This is a genomic window from Snodgrassella sp. B3800 (genome assembly GCF_026535865.1).
Lineage (GTDB): Bacteria > Pseudomonadota > Gammaproteobacteria > Burkholderiales > Neisseriaceae > Snodgrassella > Snodgrassella alvi_E.
Genome location: NZ_JAFNPH010000002.1, coordinates 128,885 through 151,618 on the forward strand (window position 1 = coordinate 128,885; position 22,734 = coordinate 151,618).

The 22,734-nt window shown below is 43.0% G+C and carries 21 protein-coding genes; 1 reads left to right on the forward strand and 20 read right to left on the reverse strand.

Annotation, left to right across the window (positions count from 1 at the left end; all coding sequences use genetic code 11):
• Positions 1-37: 37 nt before the first annotated feature.
• The 13 genes from greA to J3U64_RS04680 form a co-directional block, all read right to left on the reverse strand.
• On the reverse strand, positions 38-514 hold the full coding sequence (gene greA, locus J3U64_RS04620; protein WP_267408569.1) for a transcription elongation factor GreA: 477 nt from the start codon (positions 512-514) through the stop codon (positions 38-40).
• An 803-nt stretch (positions 515-1,317) separates the two neighbouring features.
• Positions 1,318-1,848 carry a single-stranded DNA-binding protein gene (locus J3U64_RS04625; RefSeq protein ID WP_100151724.1) on the reverse strand — a complete coding sequence of 177 codons (531 nt, stop codon included), beginning with the start codon at positions 1,846-1,848 and terminating at the stop codon, positions 1,318-1,320.
• Positions 1,849-1,929: 81 nt separating this feature from the next.
• On the reverse strand, positions 1,930-2,553 hold the full coding sequence (locus J3U64_RS04630; RefSeq protein ID WP_267390605.1) for a lytic transglycosylase domain-containing protein: 624 nt from the start codon (positions 2,551-2,553) through the stop codon (positions 1,930-1,932).
• A 231-nt stretch (positions 2,554-2,784) separates the two neighbouring features.
• Positions 2,785-3,147: a VacJ gene (locus J3U64_RS04635; RefSeq protein WP_267390606.1), complete on the reverse strand. Its 363-nt coding sequence runs from the start codon at positions 3,145-3,147 to the stop codon at positions 2,785-2,787.
• Between the two features lie 73 nt (positions 3,148-3,220).
• Positions 3,221-4,150, reverse strand: a complete 930-nt coding sequence (locus tag J3U64_RS04640) for a VacJ family lipoprotein (protein WP_267408468.1) — start codon at positions 4,148-4,150, stop codon at positions 3,221-3,223.
• Positions 4,147-4,431: an STAS domain-containing protein gene (locus tag J3U64_RS04645; RefSeq protein WP_267390608.1), complete on the reverse strand. Its 285-nt coding sequence runs from the start codon at positions 4,429-4,431 to the stop codon at positions 4,147-4,149. The genes J3U64_RS04640 and J3U64_RS04645 overlap by 4 nt, the downstream gene beginning before the upstream one ends.
• 2 nt (positions 4,432-4,433) lie before the next feature.
• Positions 4,434-5,036 carry an MlaC/ttg2D family ABC transporter substrate-binding protein gene (locus J3U64_RS04650; RefSeq protein WP_267408469.1) on the reverse strand — a complete coding sequence of 201 codons (603 nt, stop codon included), beginning with the start codon at positions 5,034-5,036 and terminating at the stop codon, positions 4,434-4,436.
• A 52-nt stretch (positions 5,037-5,088) separates the two neighbouring features.
• Positions 5,089-5,598: an outer membrane lipid asymmetry maintenance protein MlaD gene (mlaD, locus tag J3U64_RS04655; protein ID WP_267408470.1), complete on the reverse strand. Its 510-nt coding sequence runs from the start codon at positions 5,596-5,598 to the stop codon at positions 5,089-5,091.
• Between the two features lie 24 nt (positions 5,599-5,622).
• Positions 5,623-6,399 (reverse strand): lipid asymmetry maintenance ABC transporter permease subunit MlaE, encoded by a 777-nt coding sequence (gene mlaE, locus J3U64_RS04660; protein WP_100157254.1) that lies wholly within the window; start codon positions 6,397-6,399, stop codon positions 5,623-5,625.
• Positions 6,399-7,199 carry an ABC transporter ATP-binding protein gene (locus tag J3U64_RS04665; protein WP_100157255.1) on the reverse strand — a complete coding sequence of 267 codons (801 nt, stop codon included), beginning with the start codon at positions 7,197-7,199 and terminating at the stop codon, positions 6,399-6,401. Before J3U64_RS04665 ends, mlaE begins: the two co-directional genes overlap by 1 nt.
• Before the next feature lie 75 nt (positions 7,200-7,274).
• Positions 7,275-8,282 (reverse strand): 4-hydroxythreonine-4-phosphate dehydrogenase PdxA, encoded by a 1,008-nt coding sequence (pdxA, locus tag J3U64_RS04670; RefSeq protein ID WP_267408471.1) that lies wholly within the window; start codon positions 8,280-8,282, stop codon positions 7,275-7,277.
• 2 nt (positions 8,283-8,284) lie between these two features.
• The gene (locus tag J3U64_RS04675) at positions 8,285-9,244 is read right to left on the reverse strand and encodes a peptidylprolyl isomerase (RefSeq protein ID WP_267408472.1); all 960 of its coding nucleotides are present in this window, start codon (positions 9,242-9,244) and stop codon (positions 8,285-8,287) included.
• A complete protein-coding gene (locus J3U64_RS04680) occupies positions 9,244-11,577 on the reverse strand; it encodes an LPS-assembly protein LptD (protein WP_267408474.1) in 2,334 nt (777 codons plus the stop codon). Before J3U64_RS04680 ends, J3U64_RS04675 begins: the two co-directional genes overlap by 1 nt.
• Before the next feature lie 59 nt (positions 11,578-11,636).
• Between J3U64_RS04680 and amgK the strand changes: the two genes are divergently transcribed.
• Positions 11,637-12,641, forward strand: a complete 1,005-nt coding sequence (gene amgK, locus J3U64_RS04685) for an N-acetylmuramate/N-acetylglucosamine kinase AmgK (protein ID WP_267408475.1) — start codon at positions 11,637-11,639, stop codon at positions 12,639-12,641.
• Between the two features lie 53 nt (positions 12,642-12,694).
• Here amgK and J3U64_RS04690 read toward each other — a convergent pair whose 3' ends face one another.
• From J3U64_RS04690 to ftsA, 7 genes are all read right to left on the reverse strand, one after another.
• Positions 12,695-13,672: a hypothetical protein gene (locus J3U64_RS04690; protein WP_267408477.1), complete on the reverse strand. Its 978-nt coding sequence runs from the start codon at positions 13,670-13,672 to the stop codon at positions 12,695-12,697.
• 71 nt (positions 13,673-13,743) lie between these two features.
• Complete coding sequence (locus tag J3U64_RS04695) at positions 13,744-14,493, reverse strand: class I SAM-dependent methyltransferase (protein ID WP_267408478.1); 750 nt, start codon at positions 14,491-14,493, stop codon at positions 13,744-13,746.
• An 11-nt stretch (positions 14,494-14,504) separates the two neighbouring features.
• Positions 14,505-15,977: a sigma-54-dependent transcriptional regulator gene (locus J3U64_RS04700; RefSeq protein ID WP_267408479.1), complete on the reverse strand. Its 1,473-nt coding sequence runs from the start codon at positions 15,975-15,977 to the stop codon at positions 14,505-14,507.
• Entirely contained in the window at positions 15,970-17,544 is a 1,575-nt protein-coding gene (locus J3U64_RS04705) for an ATP-binding protein (protein WP_267408480.1), read from the reverse strand. The genes J3U64_RS04700 and J3U64_RS04705 overlap by 8 nt, the downstream gene beginning before the upstream one ends.
• A gap of 6 nt (positions 17,545-17,550) precedes the next feature.
• Positions 17,551-19,869, reverse strand: coding sequence for a DNA topoisomerase IV subunit A (gene parC, locus J3U64_RS04710; protein WP_267408481.1), 2,319 nt, complete (start codon positions 19,867-19,869; stop codon positions 17,551-17,553).
• Between the two features lie 317 nt (positions 19,870-20,186).
• Complete coding sequence (ftsZ, locus tag J3U64_RS04715; protein ID WP_267390621.1) at positions 20,187-21,365, reverse strand: cell division protein FtsZ; 1,179 nt, start codon at positions 21,363-21,365, stop codon at positions 20,187-20,189.
• 114 nt (positions 21,366-21,479) lie between these two features.
• Positions 21,480-22,715 carry a cell division protein FtsA gene (ftsA, locus tag J3U64_RS04720; protein WP_267390622.1) on the reverse strand — a complete coding sequence of 412 codons (1,236 nt, stop codon included), beginning with the start codon at positions 22,713-22,715 and terminating at the stop codon, positions 21,480-21,482.
• Between the last annotated feature and the right edge of the window lie 19 nt (positions 22,716-22,734).

Genomic DNA, 22,734 nt, shown 5'->3' on the forward strand with positions numbered 1-22,734 from the left:
TTTAACCGGAAGAAAAAATCAGCGCTCAGCAGGCTGATTAAATATAGAAAACCTCCAGAATTTCGTATTCACGCACCCCACCCGGTGCCTGAACTTCAGCCACATCGCCTTCTTCCTTACCAATGAGTGCACGTGCTATCGGCGAACCAACAAAAATCTTAGCGTGTTTGATATCGGCTTCATCTTCTCCAACAATCTGATAACTCACCACTTCCTCAGTTTCCAGATCCTGCATTTTCACAGTAGCACCGAATACCACCTTACCATCGGCATTGGTTTCTTTCGGGTCGATAATATGTGCTAGAGACAACTTGTGCTCAATTTCTGCAATACGACCTTCAATAAAACCCTGTTTTTCCTTGGCCGCTTCATATTCTGCATTTTCGGACAAATCCCCATGCGAACGAGCTTCAGCAATCGCTTCAATTACCGCCGGACGAGCCACGCTCTTCAGTTCTTGTAGTTCCTGTTTCAGCAAATCAGCGCCCAATATGGTCAACGGAATTTTTTGCATCATATTTCTCCAAGATACCACAGCTAAATACACTTGCGGTATTTCGTATTAATAACAAAAAGCAAGCCGCCCGATTCTGGCGGCTTGCGCTGTTCCATGTATGCTATTTTAGCAGACCAGTATAAAAAATAGCAATGGTTACAACCAAGGCAGCCTGCACATCATAGTCATCGAGCTCACATTAGTATTTAAACTTAATTTAGTTGTTTCTGACACATATTTAAGCAAAAATTAAACCCACATAGGCAAACTTCAACTTAATTATCTTAGACTAATACTCCCAAATACTTACTGTTTCTTTTGCTCTTTGAATTTCATGGCTGAAGTGAATCAGTACAATACACTGCTGGTTAAAACAAATTGATACATAGGATTAAATTTACATTAACAGGCATGAATAAAATGATTAAGAAAATAAAAATTTTTATATAGAAATTTGCACTACTCAGTACAAAATCCCAAAAATTCGCTACCAATAATACTCGCTATATTTATTGAATAATTTATCGTCAATTTGTTTTGAGAGTAAAAAAATATTCATTTATTATAATATTTTATAATTATTAGGCTAATTTCTCTACTATTAGCTAATATCGAATAGTGCAAAATTTGTATGTACGATACAAATATCAATAATTTATAGCTTAAATATACAATTTATCAACCGTATTTAATTTATAAATATCATTTCCAGCTGTGGTTAAACAAAATGCCTTTTGGACAATTCATCCAAAAGGCAAGATCTTCATAGATTTGAAATTTCAAATTGCTGATTCAGATAAGAAACAACAAAAAAATCAATATTAAAATGGGATATCATCATCAATATCATCTATTGGTGCCGGTGCAGGTGCTGGACGTGGAGCCTGACGACGTGGAGCAGCCGGTGGTGGGCTAGAGGCGGCAGGTGCAGCATCATAGCCACCCTGACTAAAATTACCACCCTGAGCATAATCAGCTCCGCCGCCCATCTGATCATAGCTGCCACCTGCTGCGCCTGTATCATTGCGGCTACCCAGCATTTTCATTTCACTTCCGATGATGTCATAAGCCGTTCGTTCTATTCCATCCTTACCACTATATTTACGGCTCTGGATTCGGCCTTCGATAAATACCTGACTTCCCTTGCGCAGATACTGGCTGGCAATTTCGCCCAGTTTGCCAAACAGCGTGATATTGTGCCATTCGGTTCGGGTCTGGCGCTCGCCATTACGGTCACGCCACTGTTCATCAGTAGCAATGGAAAAGTTGGTTACGGCATCGCCACTAGGCATATAACGCGTTTCAGGGTCTCGACCCAAACGGCCAACCAGGATGACTTTATTAACAGACATGGTGGTTTCCTAATAATAAGTGCAGGCTGTCTTACAGGACAACCCATGTTAAAAGTAAATCTGTGCTATTGCAGAATGGGTTCACGCCCATTGCCAGTGCCGCTGCCAAGCGCTGATAACCGCATTTGAATAAGTAGTCCGTCCTAAACTACCATTATACCGCGCAAGTGCGCGAGCCATATTACCATTCTCACGATTGCGATAATATCGCAGAATGGTACAACCATAGCGTAAGTTAGTGCGAATATCGAATAAGTTATGTTCCGGCCGACCAATCTGTCTGACCCAGAATGGCATAACCTGCATTAAACCGCGTGCGCCAACGCCGGAAATTGCATATTGTCGGAAACGGCTTTCTACTTCTATCAGACCGAGTATTACCTGCGTATCCAGACCGGCGCGCATGGATTCGTATTGAATATTAGTCAGTAAACGTTTGCGCGCATAATCATCTGGAACATATGGCGTCAGTCTTGTTGACATCGCGTTTAACCAACGATTTGCCTCTGCTGCAGAAGCAAATATAAGCCGTGGGGGATTAGCATTGCTGACCGCATTACGCATTACAGAAGCCACATCATCAGAAAGAGTTTCCTCGCGTTGTGCACCAGCCATAGCAAAGCGAGGTAGAGTTGCTCCAAATACCGCTGCACTGCCTGCTAGAAGCAAATGTCGACGCGATATCGACTTACTACTGTACTGCATATGGATAAATTCCGAATCTATACGGTGGACAAACCGTTTTGAAATTTTGGGTATACATTAGGTGTGATATTTTAAATCATGTTATTAGGATTAAAGTATTGGTAAGATAATATAGTTTAACAGATAAGCCAAAGAATTTTTCAATACAACAGAATAATGACTGAGAACAGTCAGGCAATGCAAAAAAGCCGATGCATAACATTGGCTTTTTTAATTAATGATTTCTCTATTTTAATTCAAGGTAATTGGTACAAAAGCTTCTCGCGCCAGTTCTTCCTGTGCCAAATCAGTGACTACTGTGGAAATTTTTATTCCAAACCAGCTTTTGAATATCTCCAGATTTATGGCTGGCCAGAGATTTTCATCCTCACACCAGTCCGCCAGCTCTGCAGCAAAGATATCCTGATAACGTTCTTCTATTTCCACCCACAAGTCATCTATATCTTCACAGGCAGAAGTCAGATAAGCATTTGCGTCCTGCTGTAATATTTCAAGTGACAATTCATCCAGATCTATATTCGGCAGATTTTGCAGCCATATCCAAAAAGGATCAAGCGGTACAAGCAAAAATACACTGCGGTTAACTTCATACATATTTGTATTCCTGTTGTGCTATAAGCTGAATTTCAATTAATAACTGGCGTTTTAAAAAGACATTGACACAGATTTAGTGCATATCCCAGTAAGATGAAACAGATGTCGCTGCACTATCTGGTTGAGTTTTATCGGCTGATTCATCTGAAATAGTCTCAGCCTTATCAGCAGCAGTGTTGTCAGTAGAAACAGCTGCTTTATCGGCTTTCACAACCGGAGCTTGGTCAACCTGTTTTGCAGATTGCGGCTGAGTATTAGCTGCATCACTGTCAGGAGCCACCAGAGTATCTATATCATCATCGTCGTCATCGTCATCATCTGGAAACAGTGTTCCTCCTACCTGCTTATTGCGTAATTTCATATACACATCACGCATATAAGTGTAACGATCCAACGCAGCATCATTCAAACTGTCAGTTACATCCAGTAAGCTTTCACGAGTGGCAACACCATTCAATCCGGCCAGACTCCAACGTACAACATCATCCTTAAAAATGGCATTTTCAACAGGAAAGGCGTCTGTAATAGTGCTGCCAATACTATCGCGCACAGTAGACGGTCCAAATATCGGATAAACAAAATAATTACTGTTTTTCCAGCCCCAAGAAGCAAATGTGTCACCAAGAGTATTTTTATTATTTGGAATTTGGCCTGCGTCAGCAATATCCAGTAATCCACCCAAACCAAAAGTAGTATTGATCCCTACTCGAACAAAATCTGTACTGGCTTTCTCAATATCCAGTCGCAGCAGATTACTGCCGAAACTAACTACATCTCGCAGATTATTGAAAAAGTTGTTTACTCCGGTTCGTACCGGAGAAGGTGTAACTTTACGATATCCACGTGCAACAGGTGTCATGATATATTGATCCAAGTGATCGTTGATATTAAACATCACCCGGTTATAACCTTCATACGGATCTTTATAGGGCTGATCTTCAGCCCAGCCCGCCTGACACAGAAACAACAACAGTGTGGTAGCCAGTAATTTTTTTTTACTCATTGTAACGATTCCTCTACACCGTACAGTGCCATTAGGGTAATCAGCCCTGCCGGCACACCTGCGATGTGCAACATAAATTTCTGTCTGTGTGCCAATCTTTTAGCAGCCACGAGTAAAGCTACACAGGCTGAATCGGCTTCGGTCACCCCACTGACATCCACTTTTTCAACTTTACCACTGCGAATACAGTCACTGAACTGCTTATAATCGTTCTCTCCTACTGTACTCATGGTGACTTTGTCATGAATCATCAGGGTTTTTCCCTGCACAGTGGTTTGCATAATTATCTACCGTTTTTAGCGCGTAACTCAGCTACCAGACCGTCAATACCTTTCTGGCTGATGGTCTGATTAAATTGGTTACGGTATACAGTAACCAAGCTGGCTCCTTCTACAGCAACATTATAAATCCGGTACATATTGCCAGACTGATACATTGTGTAATCCATACGTACTGGTTTACTGTTAGGAGTGGTGACATCCACACGTACAATTATTTCACGCCCGTTTTTATTAACAACAGGATTGTTGTATACATTCGCTTTTGCGTTTCTGAATTTGAGCATGGTACCGGAATAGGTACGAATCAGTAGTGTTTTAAATTCTTTTGTCAGATCCTGTTGCTGGGCAGGTGTAGCAGTACGCCAAGGTGCTCCAACGGCCAGAGCAGTCATGCGTTCAAAATCAAAATAAGGAATGGCATAATTTTCCGCCTGACGCCGTACCTGCTCGTCATTTTTACCATTAGCGGCCCCCAGTATATTCAGTACTTGAGTAGCATTCTCCTTTAGCTGGCCTACAGCCTGTTGTGGCGAAGCAATAGCCATGCTGATACTCATGATACAAATACTTAATGCACCCAAAAATTTAGATTTGTTTAGTTTCATTATAAATAAGCCTTAAAATTAAATTTTATTAGTTTTACAACTTCAATTGCTTTTATTCACTGGCAGCAGTGCTGTCAGCCGTTTTTTTGTGATCATCTTTAGCGTTGCCTTCAGCAAAGTTGGTCATAAATTTCCCAATAAGCTGTTCCAGTACCAAAGCAGAGCTAGTAATGGTAATGGTATCTCCGTCGGCAAGATTATCTGGATCTCCACCCTGCTCAAGCCCCACATACTGATCACCGAGTAATCCAGAAGTCAGAATTTGTGCAGAAGTATCTGTGCTAAATTGGTACTGTTTATCAATTTTTAAAGTTACTTTTGCCCAATAGGTTTTTGGATCAAGTACTATTTTGTCTACCCGTCCTACCACTACACCAGCAGCTTTAACTGGGGCCTGTGCTTTGAGCCCTCCAATATCACTGAATGATGCAGATAAAGTATAAGTAGGCTGTGAAGAACCGATACCATTTCCGCCTGCTACACGAAAAGATAAAAACAATACTGCTACGATGCCTATTAAGACAAATAGACCAACCAGCATTTCTAGACTGTTTTTTTTCATATCATTATCCTGTTAATCCATATCTTATTTGGTAAACATCAGTGCGGTCAGCATAAAATCCACTGCCAGGATGGTCAGGGAGCTGGATACCACAGTTCGTGTATTGGCGCGCAGAATACCTTCTGAAGTAGGTTGTGCATAAAAACCCTGATAAACTGCAATCAGTGTGACGATCACACCAAATACCAGCGATTTAATCAGGCCGTTTACCACATCATAATAGAAATCCAGATTATTCTGCATCTGCCCCCAAAATACACCATCATCCATACCAAAGTATTTTACGCCAATCAGATAAGCACCATAGACACCGGCCACATTAAAGATGGAAGCCAACAAAGGCATGGAGAGCACACCTGCCCAAAACCGTGGTGCCACAACTCTAGCCACCGGATCAATGGCCATAACATTCATAGCTTCCAGCTGCTCTGTCGTTTTCATTAGCCCGATTTCACTGGTCATGGCACCTCCTGCGCTGCTGGCAAATAGAATGGCTGCCAGTACAGGTCCCAGTTCGCGCAGCATAGCCGCAGCTACCATATAACCCAATATATCAGCCGATTTAAATTTCGCCAGCTGTGTATAAGCTTGTAATCCCAGCACCATACCGACAAATAGGCCAGATACGGCAATGATAATAATGGAAAGTACCCCAGAAAAATACATTTGCCTTATCATCAGTCCCGGCCGGCGTAACACTGTTCCGCTGCGCAACAAAGCAGCAAACAGAAATAAAGTGGCGCGCCCAAGGTGCTGGACAAAACTGAGGGTTTTTGCACCCAGTTCTTCTATAGCTTTCATCACGCGATGTCTAAATCCTGTTGTAAGGTAGTGGTTGCCGGATAGCGAAAGGCCACCGGCCCGTCAGCCTGACCATGTATAAACTGATTTACCCATGGTGAATCCAGTTCACGCATTTGGTGTGGTGAACCGGAAAAAATAATTTCGCCATGTGCCAGAAAAACCACATGGCTGGCTATATCCAGTGATTGCTGTATATCGTGTGTCACCATTACACTCGTGGTTTGCAAAGCTTTGTTTACTTTACTTACCAAGCCTGCTATCACGCCCAGCGAAATTGGATCCAGACCGGTAAATGGTTCATCATATAGCAATAAGGCCGGATCAAGTGCGATAGTGCGTGCTAGTGCCACTCGGCGGGACATACCGCCGGAAAGTTCGGACGGCATTAATTTTTCTACGCCACGCAAACCTACCGCATTCAGCTTCATGATTACCAGATCATGAATCATGCTTTCTGGTAAATCAGTGTGTTCGCGCATCGGAAAAGCCACATTATCGAAAACCGACAAATCTGTAAACAGCGCACCAAACTGAAACAGAACACCCATATTGCGGCGATGATGATACAACTCTTCGCGGCTGAATTTAGCAATATCGCGGCCATTAATCAGCACCTGTCCCTGCTGCGCGGTAATCTGACCAGTAATCAAGCGTAGCAAGGTGGTCTTACCGCTACCAGAACTGCCCATGATAGCGGTAAAACTGCCTTGCTCCAGCTTAAAATTTATGTTTTTAAGAATGGGTCGATCGCCATAGGCAAAAACCACATCCTTCATTTCAATAAACGGCGTAGCCATATCAATATTTTCCATGCCGTACGTTAATCTGATTTTATGATGTCTGCCCGTATTTATCAATTACGGGTAAGTGCATTATTCGAACTTACTTCTGTGACACATTTCAATCGCACTGCTGACCGCGGCAAATAAACTGCCGCTGCTGGCTTTCCCCGTCCCGGCAAGGTCCAGAGCAGTGCCATGATCTACTGAAGTACGTATAAATGGTAATCCCAGAGTGATATTCACTCCTTCGCCAAAACTGGCATATTTTAATACAGGCAGTCCCTGATCATGATACATAGCCAAAACCGCGTCTGCTTCTTTAAGCATAAATGGCTGAAATAGTGTATCTGCTGGAAAAGGGCCGCTGACTTGCATATTTTGCTGTTGCAACTTCTTAATCACAGGAGTGATAATAGTATTTTCTTCATGTCCTAAATGACCGTTTTCTCCGGCATGTGGATTGAGTCCGGCAACAAGAATGCGTGGCTGTGACAGACCAAATTTATGCTGTAAGTCACGATGTAGGATAATAAGAACTTCTGTCAATAATTCAGCCGTCAGCGCATCAGCTACTTTTCGCAATGGTAAATGAGTTGTAGCCAGAGCTACTTTCAAACCGCCTCCAGCCAGCATCATAACCACTAAGGGCGTATCACTTTTTGCTGCCAAATATTCGGTATGTCCACTGAAAGGTATACCGCTATCATTGATGATTCCTTTGTGTACTGGTGCAGTGACCATGGCCGCAAATTCACCTTGCTCAATACCTGCATATGCTCTATTTAGCAACTGCAATACATAGTCTGCATTGTGAACATCCAACAAACCGGCCCGAACTGGTACTTGCACGGGAATATGACAAACTTCCAGCATCCCTTTTTTCGGTTGAGTATCTCGCTGATAAGACTGAATGAAAATATGTTTACCCAATGATGCAGCCCGCTGCTCCAACAGCTGTTTGTCACCCAGAACCACAATGCGTACCGGCAAATCAGCGCCAGCCAGATCCAAACAGATATCCGGACCAATTCCTGAAGGCTCGCCACTGGTAATGGCAATCACAGGCTGCTGATGAGAAAAATTCACCCCACTCACCATTTTTAGTCCTGAGGTCGAACATTGATATATGCCTGATCCTCCAATTGCTTCAGGAAATTCTGTAATAATAGTTCTCGTTTTTCCTGCACCAGCACTGCACGCATGCCATTACGCTGACGTTCTGCTGGAGTGTCATTGCTTCTGACATCAATCAATCGAATTACATGCCATCCGAATTGAGTACGAACTGGCATCGATATCTGTCCCGGCTGTAAAGATTTAACAGCCGCCTCAAACGGCGGGACAGTTTCACCATCTAGAATCCAGCCCAAATCACCACCATTTTGAGCACTGCCATCTTGAGAATACTGGCGAGCTAACTGTTCAAACGATGCACCAGAACGTGCCTGCTGGGCAATCTGCTCAATCAGTTTGCGAGTAATATCATTATCATTTTTCAAGAGAATATGTTGCACATGATAGGAATATGCTGTGATAGGTGGAGGTAAAGGACGACCCTCCTGCTGAGCACGGGCAATGGCATCATCAATTTCAGCATCACTTACCTGACTTTTACCCATCACTTCACTCTGCTCTATTTTTTGAGCTAAAAGATTTTCAGTCATGGTGCGTCGCAGTTGATTTTCACTGATACCTTCTTTGGCAATACGCTGAATTAGCTCTTTAGCCGTCATATGGCGCTGAGCGGCAAATTGTTCAATTGCTTCATTTACATCGGCATTACTCAAACGAATATTGGCACGTTTGGCCGCTTGTACCAATAAATCTTTGCGTATCAATTGTGCCAGTGCCTGCTGCTCTAAATCAGCTGCACTAACTGATTTGCCTTTAGGCAGTTGTGAACGCATCTGATTAGTCACCAAATCCAGCTCTTGCTTAGTTATTACATCATCATTGACGACAGCAACAATGTTATCAACCGGTTTGATATCTAGTGCCAGTGCAGAAGGAATGGCCACGGCCATTATGCTTGTTGCCAACCATTTATGTATGCGCTTCATTAATGTTTTACCTCGTAAGTATTGCTATAACCGGGAATTTGTGAACCAAGCTGGCTAAGAGGACCATTACCCACTCCGGTCAGGTCTCGCAACTGTAATTGAAATAATACGGCGGTTTTACGTTTTTTATAGTCATCTGTATAGCGAGTACCAACTAGGCCCGCACTCCAGCAGTGGCAAGGACTCTGATATTCCAGACCAATGGTCTGATTAAGAGTGACACTGTGAGCAAAATCATAATTTTGACGTGCAACAAGATAATAATTGCGGCTTACCGGCCACTGCACGCCTACATCAATAGAACGCATTTTGCCATAAACATCATCATAGAGATTTTCATCACGACCATATTTGTAACGAACACTAACGGTTTTACCAGGTTTTGGCGTATAGCGGATGCCAAAATTATAACTTTCAGATGTTTTCAGATCCTGATTGTAATGCCATTTAGATTCAGCTGTAATGTGATTACTCAGAGCCGCACGACCAAAAGCCACCATGTCTGAGCGTTTACGTTCTTTGTTTTTCGGAGTGTTTTCATTCAGTTTAACATTATCATCCTGAAAATAAAAACGCTGACCAATACCAGCCGCAAATCGTTCAATGCCAGTAGTACTATCATATACACGTGATTGCAAAGCAGTAGTCAGAAAATTAGCCGCATTGATTCTATCCTGACCGGAATACCGGTTTTCACGGAACAACTGATCATAAGTAAAACTGTTTTCAGCTGTATCAAATAAGGGCATATTTTCTTGATTGCGTCGTGGTATATATGTATAGAACAAGCGTGGTTCCAGTGTCTGAATAAACCCTTTATGCATGTTTCCAGTTTTCCACAACCGCTCAAACGTCATACCTGAATCTACGCTGAGCAAAGGAACTGCACGATCCATGCTGCGTTTATCCTGATTATTCTGTTTGCTCATATCATAATGTGTGGCATGAAAACTCAACTTAGGCCGTATATATCCCCATGTGGTAGAGTAATCAGCGGTCAAAGATGGAAATAATACCAGCCGCGTACCATTCGGATATTTATTCAGCCAATCTTTATGCCCAGTTTCTTTACCTTCAAATCGGGTAGCTTCTGCATATACATTTACGGCATAATGGTTGCCAAAGTAACGATTCCATGTAGCAGATAGGCGTGGCAGGCGTGAATAAGGTTGATCTTTATAGCCACTGGTAGAAGCTAAAGTCTGATATTTTTGCACCATCAGGTTACCGTCAAATGTACCACCCCATATATCTTGATGATAATTTAGCCAAGCCTGCCGGTTCAAATTTACACTACCACTATCACCGCTCCAGAAATCTCGGCGATAATCATCATCTGAAACCTGATGATAATCAATGCCACCGCTCAAGCCTTTTGCTAGCTGTTGAGTATGGGTGAAATCTACTTCAGCACGATTTTTGTGGCTACTCTTCTGGTCACTGGGTACCCAGTCAGCACTAATCTGTCCCTGATATTTCGGTTGTAGATAGCGAAAATCACCTCCGAGTTGGATACCACGGCTACTGATTAAATGGGGTCGGATGGTAGCATCATAATTCGGAGCCAGATTCAGATAATAGGGGGTCATCAGCTCAAAACCATCAGAACCGCCCTTAATGGTTGGAGCAAGAAAACCGCTTTTACGGCTGCCATTTAGTGGAAAATCGATCCATGGTGTATAGAATAGAGGCACTCCGCCAAAAACCAGTGTTGCATTACGAGCCACACCAACGTTTTTATCGTAATCCAAATCAATACTACCGGAACGAATATACCAGCTGTCATCACCTGGATTACAGGTATTGAACTTGGCACTTTGCAAACGATAGCGATTTTTACCGCCCATCTGTATTTCGTCACCAACGCCTTGTAGACGACGGTTGTCCTTCTCCATTTCAAAGCGGCCGGCATCACCCACTCCGGTACTTTTAGCCATGTCATAAGTTACATGCTCGCCGCTGACGCGGCTTTCACCATTATCCAGTGTAAAATGGTCTCCAGCTTTGATAATCTGGCTTTGCTGATCATAATCAGCCCAGTCTGAGTTCAGGGTGACATCATTACGTTCAATAATCACATTGCCTTTGGCATGCACTTGCACTTGTGATTGTCCATTGACGTCATCAGCCACAACCCGCGTTACGTCTGTACCCGGATTGGATTCACCACTGCTTTGCACAGGTTTGACAAAATGTTTCGGACGCTGAGGTGCGGTACAGACATTACCCTCACCCATAGAAAGAGGAGAAGCAGCCAAAGCTAGTGCTGGAAAAGCACAAAACACAGTTGTTAAGGCCAATGCCAATGGTTTGGGGGAAAATATGTAGGACAAAGTATCACCTAAACGGCTTTGCCAGTTAAAATAGCGTTTATTTTAACCTGAAAAATGCCATGCAACGAGAATCCGAACTAAAAAAATGGTTACATACATGTTATCCGCAACAGGATTTTGTTCTTAGCTTTGCTGCTGCTGATGCTGATTTCCGCCGTTATTTCCGAGCTGTTTTCAAGGATAACCACAGTGTAATCTGTATGGATGCGCCACCTGATAAAATGAGCATTCAGCCTTATATCAAGGTCCAGCACCTTTTTCAGGCCATAAATGTACCCAAAATCTATCATGCAGACGCGCAAAAAGGATTTATGGCATTGGAGGATTTCGGACATACGCCCTATCTGGCAGCACTATTGCAAGATAAACGTCCAGAAGTGCATAAAATACTATTACTTGAAGCAGTTGATGAGTTAATTACCCTGCAAAAGGCTAGTCTACCAGATCAACTACCAATATATGATGAAACGGTCATGACACGAGAAATGCAACTGTTTCCAGAATGGTATGTACAAAAAGAACTTGGCTTATCTCTGACTGAAAAACAGAAACATCTGTGGCAACAGGCTATATCTGCCGTTTTACCGGTCATTCTGGCTCAACCACAGGTTTATGTACACCGTGACTACATTGTACGTAATATTATGCTTACTCGTGACCGCCCCGGTATTCTGGATTTTCAGGATGCATTATACGGTCCAATTACTTATGATTTAGTCTCGTTGCTTCGCGATGCTTTTATTGAATGGGATGAAGAATTTGTACTGGACATCGTTATTCGATACTGGGAGAAGGCTCGGGCTGCCGGAGTACCGGTTCATAATGATTTTGACCATTTCTACCGTGATTTTGAATTGATGGGCGTGCAGCGTCATCTGAAAGTAGCCGGTATTTTTGCCCGATTGTATTATCGTGATGGTAAAGACAAATACCGTAGTGAAATTCATCGCTTCCTAAAATATTTACGTAAGACTAGCCGACGTTATCATGAATTGCGCCCATTATTACAATTAATCACTGAATTGATCGGAGCTGAAGAAATTCAGACTGGCTATACTTTCTGAAAATATTTTGCAATAATCAAGCAAGCTGCTAAATGATTAGCAGCTTTTATTAATTATTCAATGGGTATCTGCAACAAAAACTTTAGTCTCTGCCAAAACCCCATATTCAAATAATGATTTAAACGGGTATTCAAACTCCATTCTCTTTGCTGCATATTACTCATCATTTGATGCAAATTAGACACATTGGCTTGCAATTTTTCATATTCCTGATTCAGCTGTACATATTGATCAAATAGCTGAATATTATTCAGATGTTTTAACTGTTCTAGTTCAAGTAAAGTCTGTTCATATAAAATTTCAAGATTGTTTATTTCATTTTGATGATATTTTTTTGATACAGGATCCGAACGGATTTTGCCATACACTTTTTTTGCAAATATTTGTTTCAGCGCATGGTAATATTTTTTAACTTCATCAACTGTAAAATTTATTTCTCCACAGAATTCTGTATCAAGTTTTAGTTTTTTTGAGATGCTGACTTCGATAATGGGAATATGATTTTTCTCAAATGATTTTATTTTTTTCTGATAACAGGGATTAGTAAAAACTACTTCAATCGCCAGACATCCATTCCATTTATCGTATAATTCACAGTCTTCACTAAAATAACCGACTAAATCCGGATAATATTTTTCTTCATTTTTATCAAAATGTTGAAATTTCAGGCATGGTTCAACTAGGAATTTTGAAAAACTAAAATGATAATTATCATTATCAATTGTGAAGTTTATTTCAGACATTTCCTGCAAAACCAACATTGCTGTTGAATGATATATTGATTCTTGCCTGTTCTTATCTACTTCATCCGATTGATATCTGAAAAATCCATATTCTGTTGGTATTAATTCCTGCCGGTTGATTTCATCAAATTCGGTTGAATAAAACTTGAGTCCTGAATAAGCTTCAGGGTGTTGCTGTTTTAATTTCAGCACATCCCAGATATAAAAGATTTCAAGCTTTTCCAATTGCTTGTTGTAAACAAATTTCTCATGTTCATCTTTGGCGTAGGCCCATATTTTTCTGGCCATTTAATATTCTCCCCTATGCTACAAAATTGCTATATTAGTGACTCTTTTCTAAAAAATGCCGCCTAAATAAATTATAATGGAATATACCCATCAAAACGCGTGGTTTTGCCTAAATACTGAAAAGCTGGCTGTTTTTCTGCCAAAAATCTACCATTAGCTGGCCGTTTCACAATCACTCGTTTACAAGCAAGTTGTTGTGCTGCCAGTAATAAATCCATATCGTTATTCTCATCAGCAGTTCCCAGCAGCTCATGGAAATAAGCCATTTCCTTTTTTACCGCCGCTGATTTCTGCTTTTGGGGGTACATTGGATCCAGATATATCACATCTGGCAAGGAATCCGTTTTTTGCATTGCCGCTTTACTAGTAATACTGCCATATTTCAGATCAATCCGCTGTGCTATCTGAGCTGTATGATGATCTGCGTGTGCTCTTTGCAAACCATCAGCCAACAAAGCATGGACATAAGGATTGCATTCAAATACTACCACCTCTAATCCCAGAGAAGCCATCACAAACGCATCTCGACCCAGCCCACCAGTAGCATCCCAGACCAGCGGCTGAGTTTTAGCCTGTACGGCACGAGCCAGCAGCTCACCACCGCCAAACAGGCGCCGGTGCCTAGCTGTTCCCTGCACGAAATCCACACGTACAACACCCTTATTTCCGACTTTGGCCAGAGCAAGGCCGTAATCATCATAATATAAGTACAAACCATGCGCAGGTGGCTGCGGCTGAAAGTGCAGTTTTTCTGTCTCTAATAGATTTTGCAGAGGCATACACAATTTACTGAGGTCTACAATCTGCCCAGTTAGAACCATTGCTTGTATCATTAGGCAATACCCAATCGTTCCATTCGATAACGCATTGATCTAAAGCTGATGCCCAGCAGTTTTGCCGCTTGTGTACGGTTATAACGGGTCTGTGCTAATGCCTGCTGCAGAATATGACGTTCTACATCGTCGAGATAGTCCTGAATCTGGGTATGACCAAACTGAAAATCTGTCCTTGCAGGATTTTCCTCGGCAGGATTACGGACACTATCTGCCGATAAATTACGCTGATTATCAAATGAGAAACTTTGAATCTGTAAATCATCAACTTCGATAATATGATTTTTTGATAACGCGATTGCTCGTTCTAATATATTTTCCAGCTCGCGAAAATTGCCGGGATAGCTATATTGCAATAAAGCTTGCTCAGCTGCTGGGCTCAGGCTCATGGTTTCATCACGTAGAATACGTCGCAACAAAACATGAATCAGTTCTGGTAAATCATCACGTAATTCACGTAAGGGGGGCATGGTTATGGACACCACATTTAGACGGTAAAACAAATCCTGCCGAAATTGTCCCGTTTCTACCAAAGCATTCAGGTCTTTATGAGTAGCACAGATAATACGGACATCAACCTGCTTTTCTTCCATTTCACCAATCCGGCGAACAGCTCGTTCCTGAATGGCACGCAAAAGCTTTACCTGCATGGATAAAGGCAAATCAGCCACTTCATCCAAAAATAATGTACCACCATCTGCATGCTGAAAAAATCCTGCTCTGTCATTATCTGCGCCGGTAAAACTCCCTTTTTTATAACCAAAAAACTCACTTTCCATCAATGCTTCAGGAATCGCCCCGCAATTGACTGCAACAAATGCTTTATCTTTACGTGCTGATTGTTCATGAATACTGCGGGCTGCTTGCTCTTTTCCACTACCGGATTCTCCGGCAATATAGACGGGTACATTGGATTTAGTCAGTTTGCTTATTAATTGTCGCACTTCAGCAATTAAAGGGGAGTGACCAAGCAATCGCTCTTGAGCAGCACTTTGGTTCCCTCTACCTGGCTCAGAAACATTCTGGGATTTCACTTCAGATTGTTTAGTGCTTGTGGCTGCTTTAGTAATGGAGTCGGTATCAGAACTATGGTTGATTGTCAGCACAGATTTAACTAATGTGCGTAGTTGTGCCAGAGTAATGGGTTTTTGCAGATAATCAAAAGCACCATTTTTTAGTGCCTGCACTGCTTGCACTGCATTACCGTAAGCAGTAATCACAGCAATGGGAATATCCAGATTATGTTCGGTTATATAATCTACAATTTCCAGACCAGATCCGTCTGGCATACGCATATCAGTAAGTACCAGAGAGAAAGCATGATTACGTAATGCTTTTTTGGCTTCAGCCACGCCGGCAGCGGTCTGGACAGATAAACCCATTTTTATCAGGGTTAATTCCATTAAATCACGAATATCAGCTTCATCATCTATTACCAGCACTGGCTTTTTTAATTCTACCTGACTATTCATCAACCATCCTTGGCAAAGTCAATTCAAATCCATTTAATTGCGGACTGTAATTTAACTGTCCGTGATTGGCTAAAGCCAGTTCACGCGCCACATACAGCCCCAGCCCCGTACCACTGGGCTCAGTAGTAAAAAATGGCTCAAATAGATGTAACTGATTCTCTGCACTCACACCCGCACCATTATCTATCACTATAATTGAAACTTTCTGCTGCCATTCTTTGCGCATGACAACCCTAACAGCCTCTTTATTCTGCTGGCTGTGTCGCCAAGCATTATTCATTAGATTCCACATTATCTGTTGCAAATGTATTGAGTCACAACTGACTACCAAAGGTTCGCTGTCGGCTTCAAGCTGAATACAATGCAAAGCCTGAGGTTTAATCAGTATGAATTCCTGTACAAACGCAGACCAGAAAACGCGCAAATCAATAACCTGCCTGTTTTTCTTATCACGTTTATTTAAGACGCCGATGTCTTCAAGCATTTTATCAATCCGACTGATATTATTGTCCACAATATGAAACAGTTTCAGCCGTGCCGGATCGTTTTCTTCCTCCTGCAATAGTTCATTGGCTTGACGTACAGCGGACATCGGATTGCGTATTTCATGCGCCAGATTAGCGGTTAATTGCCCTAAAGATGCCAGTTTGAGAGCCATAGCCTCCTGATCTATTTCAGTACGGGCACGCATAGACAACATCAATAAGGGTGTATTGGCCTCCTGTAGCAGTCGCGCATGTACTCGCATCGGCAAACCATTGAGGGTACAGTTGATTTCAAATATATTTTTCTGCTCTGTGTGCCAGTAATGCATAATCTGACGAAAAATAACTGTGCGAGTATCCACCACCAGCATAGGAAAATATTTCTGTGCTTTACGGTTAATTAACCATATCATGCCACTCTCATCTAATACCACTACCCCTTCCTGCACATAATTAAAAGCACGATCCAGCAGGTGGCGATAACTGTCGAGCATCTTTGATTGCTGATATTGCAGATTTTGCGAGCGAGCTAGTGAAGTGGCCACATAAGCGGTCAGCCCAGCCACAAGGTAAACAGCTGCAATCAGCATGAACGCGATGGTACAAATCCGCATACTGATATTTTCAAAACCATTACGGCTAATTTGCAACCAAGTAATGATTACAATCAGTAAGGTGACATATCCTGCATATATTAGCGGATAACGACCACGGCTAAACAAGCAAGCGGCAGCCACAAATGGCAACAACAAAATACCAAAGCCGCTGTCCACACCTCCAGCCATACTCATCAGCCATGCAATCATGGTGATGTCTACAGCCGCATTAACATTGGGGAGGGCGTCTGGCTGATTTTGCCAACGCGGTACCAGCATCGAAAACAAAATCAGAAAACCGTAAAGTGCCGCCCAGCTGTAGAGCTCAGGTTTATTGAATATTGGTACGCTTAGTTCCGGTTCATCCATGTTTCGGGTCAGGACGTAAAAAGTCATGATGGAAAACAACAGGCTCATGCGGGCAATATTAAGTAAGGCAGAAAGCCTGTCCAGATATTGCGGCCAGCCATGAATACGGGTTTTCATACCGGCTTAATTTCCATCATTCAAAGTACCGTATATAGCCAGAATTGCGCCCGAAACGCTTAATTCTTTACCTTTGTGTCCTCTCCTGTTACTGATATCCTGTACACGCAGTGTTTCCTGATGACGGCCACCTCGTTTACCTTGAGTTTCCAACGTAAATTCTGGTGAGTCTGACAGCACAATGTAATTTAATGTCTCATCAGACGGCAAACTCATGATTTGCAGACCGCGCCCTTTAGCCATCACTTTGAGTTCAAGTAAAGGAAAAGCAAGAAGACGGTTTGCACTGGAAACAGCAATCAGCTCGGTTTGGCTACCGGCGGACAAGGATTTGGCCGGCACCTGCAGAGGTGGCAATAATGTTTCATTATCATTAACCGTCATCACCACTTTGCCGTTTTTAGTACGGCTAACCAAATCTTTGAAGGCAATCACAAAACCATAGCCACCACTGTTGGCCAAAAGGTAATGCTGCTGAGGTAAGGCAGTGAGCATTGCAACGATTGTCGCCCCTTGATCAAGCTCAACTAGTGAACCGGCCGGCACGCCATCACCGCGACCACCAGGAATGCTGGCTGCGTCAACGCTGTAGGCACGTCCGTGCGAGTCCAGCAGGATAACCGGCCATACCGTACGACCTTCCACGGCCTGCATTAGGCCATCGCCCTCTTTGAAGGTGGTCTGGCTCAAATCTAAATTATGCCCAACCCGCGTTTTCAGCCAGCCTTTCTTCGATAATACCAGCGTAACCGGCTCATCGGCTGTCATCTGAGTAAGTGTAGCGCGCTCTGCCGGCTGAATCAGAGTGCGGCGGTTATCGCCATAAAGTTTGGTATCTTCCTCAATTTCCTTAATTACCAAATTTTTCTTGGCAATTTCATTTTCCAGTAACGAAACTAATTGCTCACGCTCCTGCTGCAGTTTATTCAATTCTGTTTCTAGTTTAATCCATTCCAATCTGGCCAACTGACGCAAACGAATTTCCAGAATATCATCCGCCTGTATCTCACTTAAGCCGAATGCCGATATCAATTCTTGTTTTGGTTCATCTGATTCACGGATAACACGAATAACTTCATCTATATGCAGGAATACAGTCTGCCTGCCTTGCAAAATATGAATACGTTTTTCTACCTGCTCTAACCGATACTGCAAACGTCGTGTAACAGTCAGAATACGAAAATCAAGCCACTCACGCAGAATCTGAACAAGATTTTTTTGCGCAGGTTTATTATCCTGCCCCATCATTACCAGATTAATCGCTACATTTCCCTCAAGACTGGTTTGAGCCAGTAATGTATTCATGAATTCATCCGGCTGAATGCGACTGGATTTCGGTTCGAACACCAGCCGCACCGGAGCCTGTCCATCTGATTCATCTCGCACTCTCTCCAGCAGCGAAAGCATCAGTGTGCGCGTATTCATTTGCTCCTGAGTCAGATTTTTTTTACCGGTTTTAGGTTTAGGATTAGTCTGTTCTTCTATCTCTGCCAATATTTTTTGCGCAGAAGTACCCGGAGGTAGCTCGGTTACTATTGCCCGCCAGTGTCCACGTGCCAGTTTTTCTATTTCGTACCGTGCCCGTACTCGAATACTGCCTTTACCCTGAGCATAAATAACCTGAATATCCTCCGGTGAAGTAATAATCTGCCCGCCGCCAGCGAAATCAGGGCCAGGTAGATGCTGCATTAAAGCTGCAGTATCTAAAGTAGGTTGTTTCAATAATGCTATAGCCGCCGCGCTAACTTCACGTAGATTATGTGAAGGAATTTCTGTAGCCAGACCAACTGCAATACCAGAAGCGCCATTCAACAAAATCATCGGCAGTCGAGCTGGCAAAACCGTAGGTTCAACAAAGGCACCATCATAATTGGGAATGAAATCCACCGTACCCATGTCAATTTCGGACAGCAGCAATTCAGCAATCGGAGTTAAACGTGCTTCTGTATAACGCATGGCTGCAGCACTATCGCCATCGCGTGATCCGAAATTACCGATACCGTCAATCAATGGATAGCGTAAAGTAAAATCCTGAGCCATGCGTACCATCGCATCATAGGCAGATGCATCACCATGCGGATGATATTTACCCAGAATTTCACCCACCACGCGTGCCGATTTCACTGGCTTGGAGCCATGTACCAAGCCCATATCTTTCATGGCATACAGAATGCGCCGCTGTACCGGTTTTTGACCGTCTGCCACATCCGGCAATGCCCGACCTTTCACCACACTCATAGCATAGGCTAGATAAGCACGTTCAGCATACTGCCCTAAAAGGAGATAATCTTCACCGTGGTCTGATTGTTGGATTACGTCACTCATATTATTCTGACTTCACTAATTTTTATCTGAAACAGATTAATTTAGCTATCTATTGTAAGGGATTTCAGGTTTCCAGCCCAACCTACATATTTCTGACTATATAATTTAAAACTCTTGAACTTCCCTACAAATAAATTATTGCTTAGTTTCGTAGTTTTAGATCAGACTCTACAAATTGTGTCTGCAATCTGAAACGCTTTTGCAATAAATTTTTTCGGTTTATTTAGCTAGAATCAAAAATAGCGTTTCTTTGAATTTAAGAAAATAAAAAGCCGTCCAGAATTTCATTCTGGACAGCTTTAATATTTTTATAAATATTAATCTGCCTGTCGACGAATCACAGCAGGAATTTCAAAATCATCCAGAACGGACTGATTAGAAAAATCAGCAGCAGCCAGATTCATACTACGTGCACTGCGGCCAGAGCGTACAACGCTACCAATATCCGGATAGGCATCTTCGGTACCAGTAGCCTGTACCGTTTGCAAAACACGCAGATTGCTTTGCTGCTGATGATGCAAAACTTTCTGTTCTTGTAATCCAGTAGCAATAATGGTAACGCGTATTTCGCCTTCTTCCATGCTGGCATCTTCAGAAGTGCCATATTTCAACGCAGCTTCGTCATGAGCATATTCATCAATCATACTCATGATTTCTTTGTATTCTGACATTTTAAGACAACCTGGAGCAGTAGTAATGTTTACCAGCACTCCCTGCGCACCATCCAGTGTCACGTCATCAAGCAGCGGGCTGGCAATAGCCTGCTCAGTAGCAATACGGGCACGATCAACGCCATGAGCACTGCCTGAACCCATCATTGCCATACCCATGATGCTCATCACGTTTTTCACATCAGCAAAGTCAAGATTGATGATACCCGGATTGGTAATAACCTCAGCAATACCAGCCACCGCATTGCGTAATACATTATCTGCAGCACGGAATGCTTCACGCATGCTGACATCTTCGCCCAATGCTGACATCAGTTTGTCATTTGGAATCACAATCAGAGAATCAACGGTATTTTTCAGAATTTCTATGCCGTTGTTCGCCACTTGAATACGCTTACCTTCATATTCAAACGGACGGGTCACCACTGCAACGGTCAGAATACCCATTTCCTTGGCCAGCTCAGCCACAACAGGTGCTGCGCCTGTACCAGTACCGCCACCCATGCCAGTAGTGATAAACAGCATGTTGGCACCGCGGATGGCATCTGACAATGCTTCACGGTCTTCCATGGCTGCATTCCGACCAATTTCTGGATCAGCGCCAGCTCCGAGACCCCGGGTTAGATTGTTACCCAGTTGAATGCGTTTTGAGGCTTTACTGTTTTGTAAAGACTGTGCGTCAGTATTAGCACTGATAAACTCAATACCGGCAACCGCATTTTCAACCATATTGTTAATAGCATTACAGCCACCACCGCCAATACCAATGACTTTGATAACGGCAGCACCGACTACTGTCTCCACAACATCATATACCAGTTGCATTTATGTCTCCTGACAAAACATGCGCATAATCATTTTAAACCCTTGTATAACTATCATTATATCGACAGTTATACACAATGCGCAAAAGTTCTGTCATTTATTGTGTTAGATAAGTTAAAAATTGTTTTTAAACCAAGCTTGTAATTTGGAAAGCCATGACTCTTTCGGTTCGGCAGCAGTGGCAACAGGCAGGTCATTTTTACTGTCATCTTCACATGCTGCCTGCAATAGGCCAATTGCGGTGGCATAACGCGGGTTGCGAATCCGCTCGGATACACCGCCCATTTCCTGTGGAACGCCAATACGCGCCGGCAGATTGAATACATCTTCAGCTAGTTCTACCATGCCGGGTAATAATGACGCACCACCAGTTAAAACCACACCGGACGTGAGCACATCCTCCGGAAAGCCGGAACGGCGTAATTCGTTTAATGTCAGCTCCAGAATTTCTTCCACACGCGGACCAATCACACTGGCCAATGTCCGGCGTGAAATCTGACGTGGATTGCGATCTCCAACACTGGGCACTTCAATCATGTCATCCAGTCCATCCATTGTAGCCAGCGCTACGCCATGGTTGATTTTGATGTATTCAGCAGCACTGTGCGGTGTGCGTAGTGCCTGAGCCAAATCCTTGGTAATCAAGTCTCCCGCAACTGGAATGACAGCTGTATGCCGGATAGCTCCGTTGGTATAAACAGCAATATCAGTGGTACCTCCGCCGATATCAATTACACAGACGCCAAGATCCTTTTCATCTTCAGTCAACACCGCTTGTCCGCTCGCCAACGGCTGAAGAATCATTTTGCTGATTTGCAAACCGCAACGATTGACGCATTTCTGAATATTCTGCATGGCAGTAACTGCACCGGTGATAATGTGAATGCGTGTATCCAGACGCACACCGCTCATTCCGATTGGTTCGCGTACTCCAGGCTGATTATCAATAATAAATTCCTGTACCACTGTATGCAGAATATCGTGGTCAGGCGGAATATTTACTGCTTTAGCGGTTTCAATCGCACGGTCGATATCGGCCTGACTAACTTCACCATCCTTGATTTTTACCACACCCTGCGAATTGAAACTACGGATATGATTGCCCGCAATGCCGGTGGTAACGCTTTCTACCGGTACATCAGCCATCATCTGTGCTTCTTCCATGGCCTGCTTGATAGCCTGTGCTGTGGTTTCGATATTGGTCACCATCCCTGCCTTCAAACCGCGAGACGGCGCTTGTCCCAGACCAACAATGTGGATTTGGTTGTCTTCCTGTACTTCACCAATCAGGGCGATTACTTTTGACGTGCCGATATCCAACGCACTGATGTATTTTTTACCTTTAACCATGGTCATCACTTTAAATTCA

What these genes read in the sequence shown, in the direction of transcription:
- J3U64_RS04690 (WP_267408477.1), bottom strand. Translation starts at nt 13,672, where the DNA reads ATGGCCAGAAAAATATGGGCCTACGCCAAAGATGAACATGAGAAATTT.
- J3U64_RS04665 (WP_100157255.1), bottom strand. Translation starts at nt 7,199, where the DNA reads ATGGCTACGCCGTTTATTGAAATGAAGGATGTGGTTTTTGCCTATGGC.
- J3U64_RS04635 (WP_267390606.1), bottom strand. Translation starts at nt 3,147, where the DNA reads ATGTATGAAGTTAACCGCAGTGTATTTTTGCTTGTACCGCTTGATCCT.
- ftsZ (WP_267390621.1), bottom strand. Translation starts at nt 21,365, where the DNA reads ATGCAACTGGTATATGATGTTGTGGAGACAGTAGTCGGTGCTGCCGTT.
- J3U64_RS04675 (WP_267408472.1), bottom strand. Translation starts at nt 9,244, where the DNA reads ATGAAGCGCATACATAAATGGTTGGCAACAAGCATAATGGCCGTGGCC.
- J3U64_RS04630 (WP_267390605.1), bottom strand. Translation starts at nt 2,553, where the DNA reads ATGCAGTACAGTAGTAAGTCGATATCGCGTCGACATTTGCTTCTAGCA.
- ftsA (WP_267390622.1), bottom strand. Translation starts at nt 22,715, where the DNA reads ATGGTTAAAGGTAAAAAATACATCAGTGCGTTGGATATCGGCACGTCA.
- amgK (WP_267408475.1), top strand. Translation starts at nt 11,637, where the DNA reads ATGCAACGAGAATCCGAACTAAAAAAATGGTTACATACATGTTATCCG.
- pdxA (WP_267408471.1), bottom strand. Translation starts at nt 8,282, where the DNA reads ATGGTGAGTGGGGTGAATTTTTCTCATCAGCAGCCTGTGATTGCCATT.
- mlaD (WP_267408470.1), bottom strand. Translation starts at nt 5,598, where the DNA reads ATGAAAAAAAACAGTCTAGAAATGCTGGTTGGTCTATTTGTCTTAATA.
- J3U64_RS04640 (WP_267408468.1), bottom strand. Translation starts at nt 4,150, where the DNA reads ATGAGTAAAAAAAAATTACTGGCTACCACACTGTTGTTGTTTCTGTGT.
- J3U64_RS04645 (WP_267390608.1), bottom strand. Translation starts at nt 4,431, where the DNA reads ATGCAAACCACTGTGCAGGGAAAAACCCTGATGATTCATGACAAAGTC.
- J3U64_RS04625 (WP_100151724.1), bottom strand. Translation starts at nt 1,848, where the DNA reads ATGTCTGTTAATAAAGTCATCCTGGTTGGCCGTTTGGGTCGAGACCCT.
- mlaE (WP_100157254.1), bottom strand. Translation starts at nt 6,399, where the DNA reads ATGAAAGCTATAGAAGAACTGGGTGCAAAAACCCTCAGTTTTGTCCAG.
- J3U64_RS04705 (WP_267408480.1), bottom strand. Translation starts at nt 17,544, where the DNA reads ATGAAAACCCGTATTCATGGCTGGCCGCAATATCTGGACAGGCTTTCT.
- J3U64_RS04650 (WP_267408469.1), bottom strand. Translation starts at nt 5,036, where the DNA reads ATGAAACTAAACAAATCTAAATTTTTGGGTGCATTAAGTATTTGTATC.
- greA (WP_267408569.1), bottom strand. Translation starts at nt 514, where the DNA reads ATGCAAAAAATTCCGTTGACCATATTGGGCGCTGATTTGCTGAAACAG.
- J3U64_RS04695 (WP_267408478.1), bottom strand. Translation starts at nt 14,493, where the DNA reads ATGGTTCTAACTGGGCAGATTGTAGACCTCAGTAAATTGTGTATGCCT.
- parC (WP_267408481.1), bottom strand. Translation starts at nt 19,869, where the DNA reads ATGAGTGACGTAATCCAACAATCAGACCACGGTGAAGATTATCTCCTT.
- J3U64_RS04700 (WP_267408479.1), bottom strand. Translation starts at nt 15,977, where the DNA reads ATGAATAGTCAGGTAGAATTAAAAAAGCCAGTGCTGGTAATAGATGAT.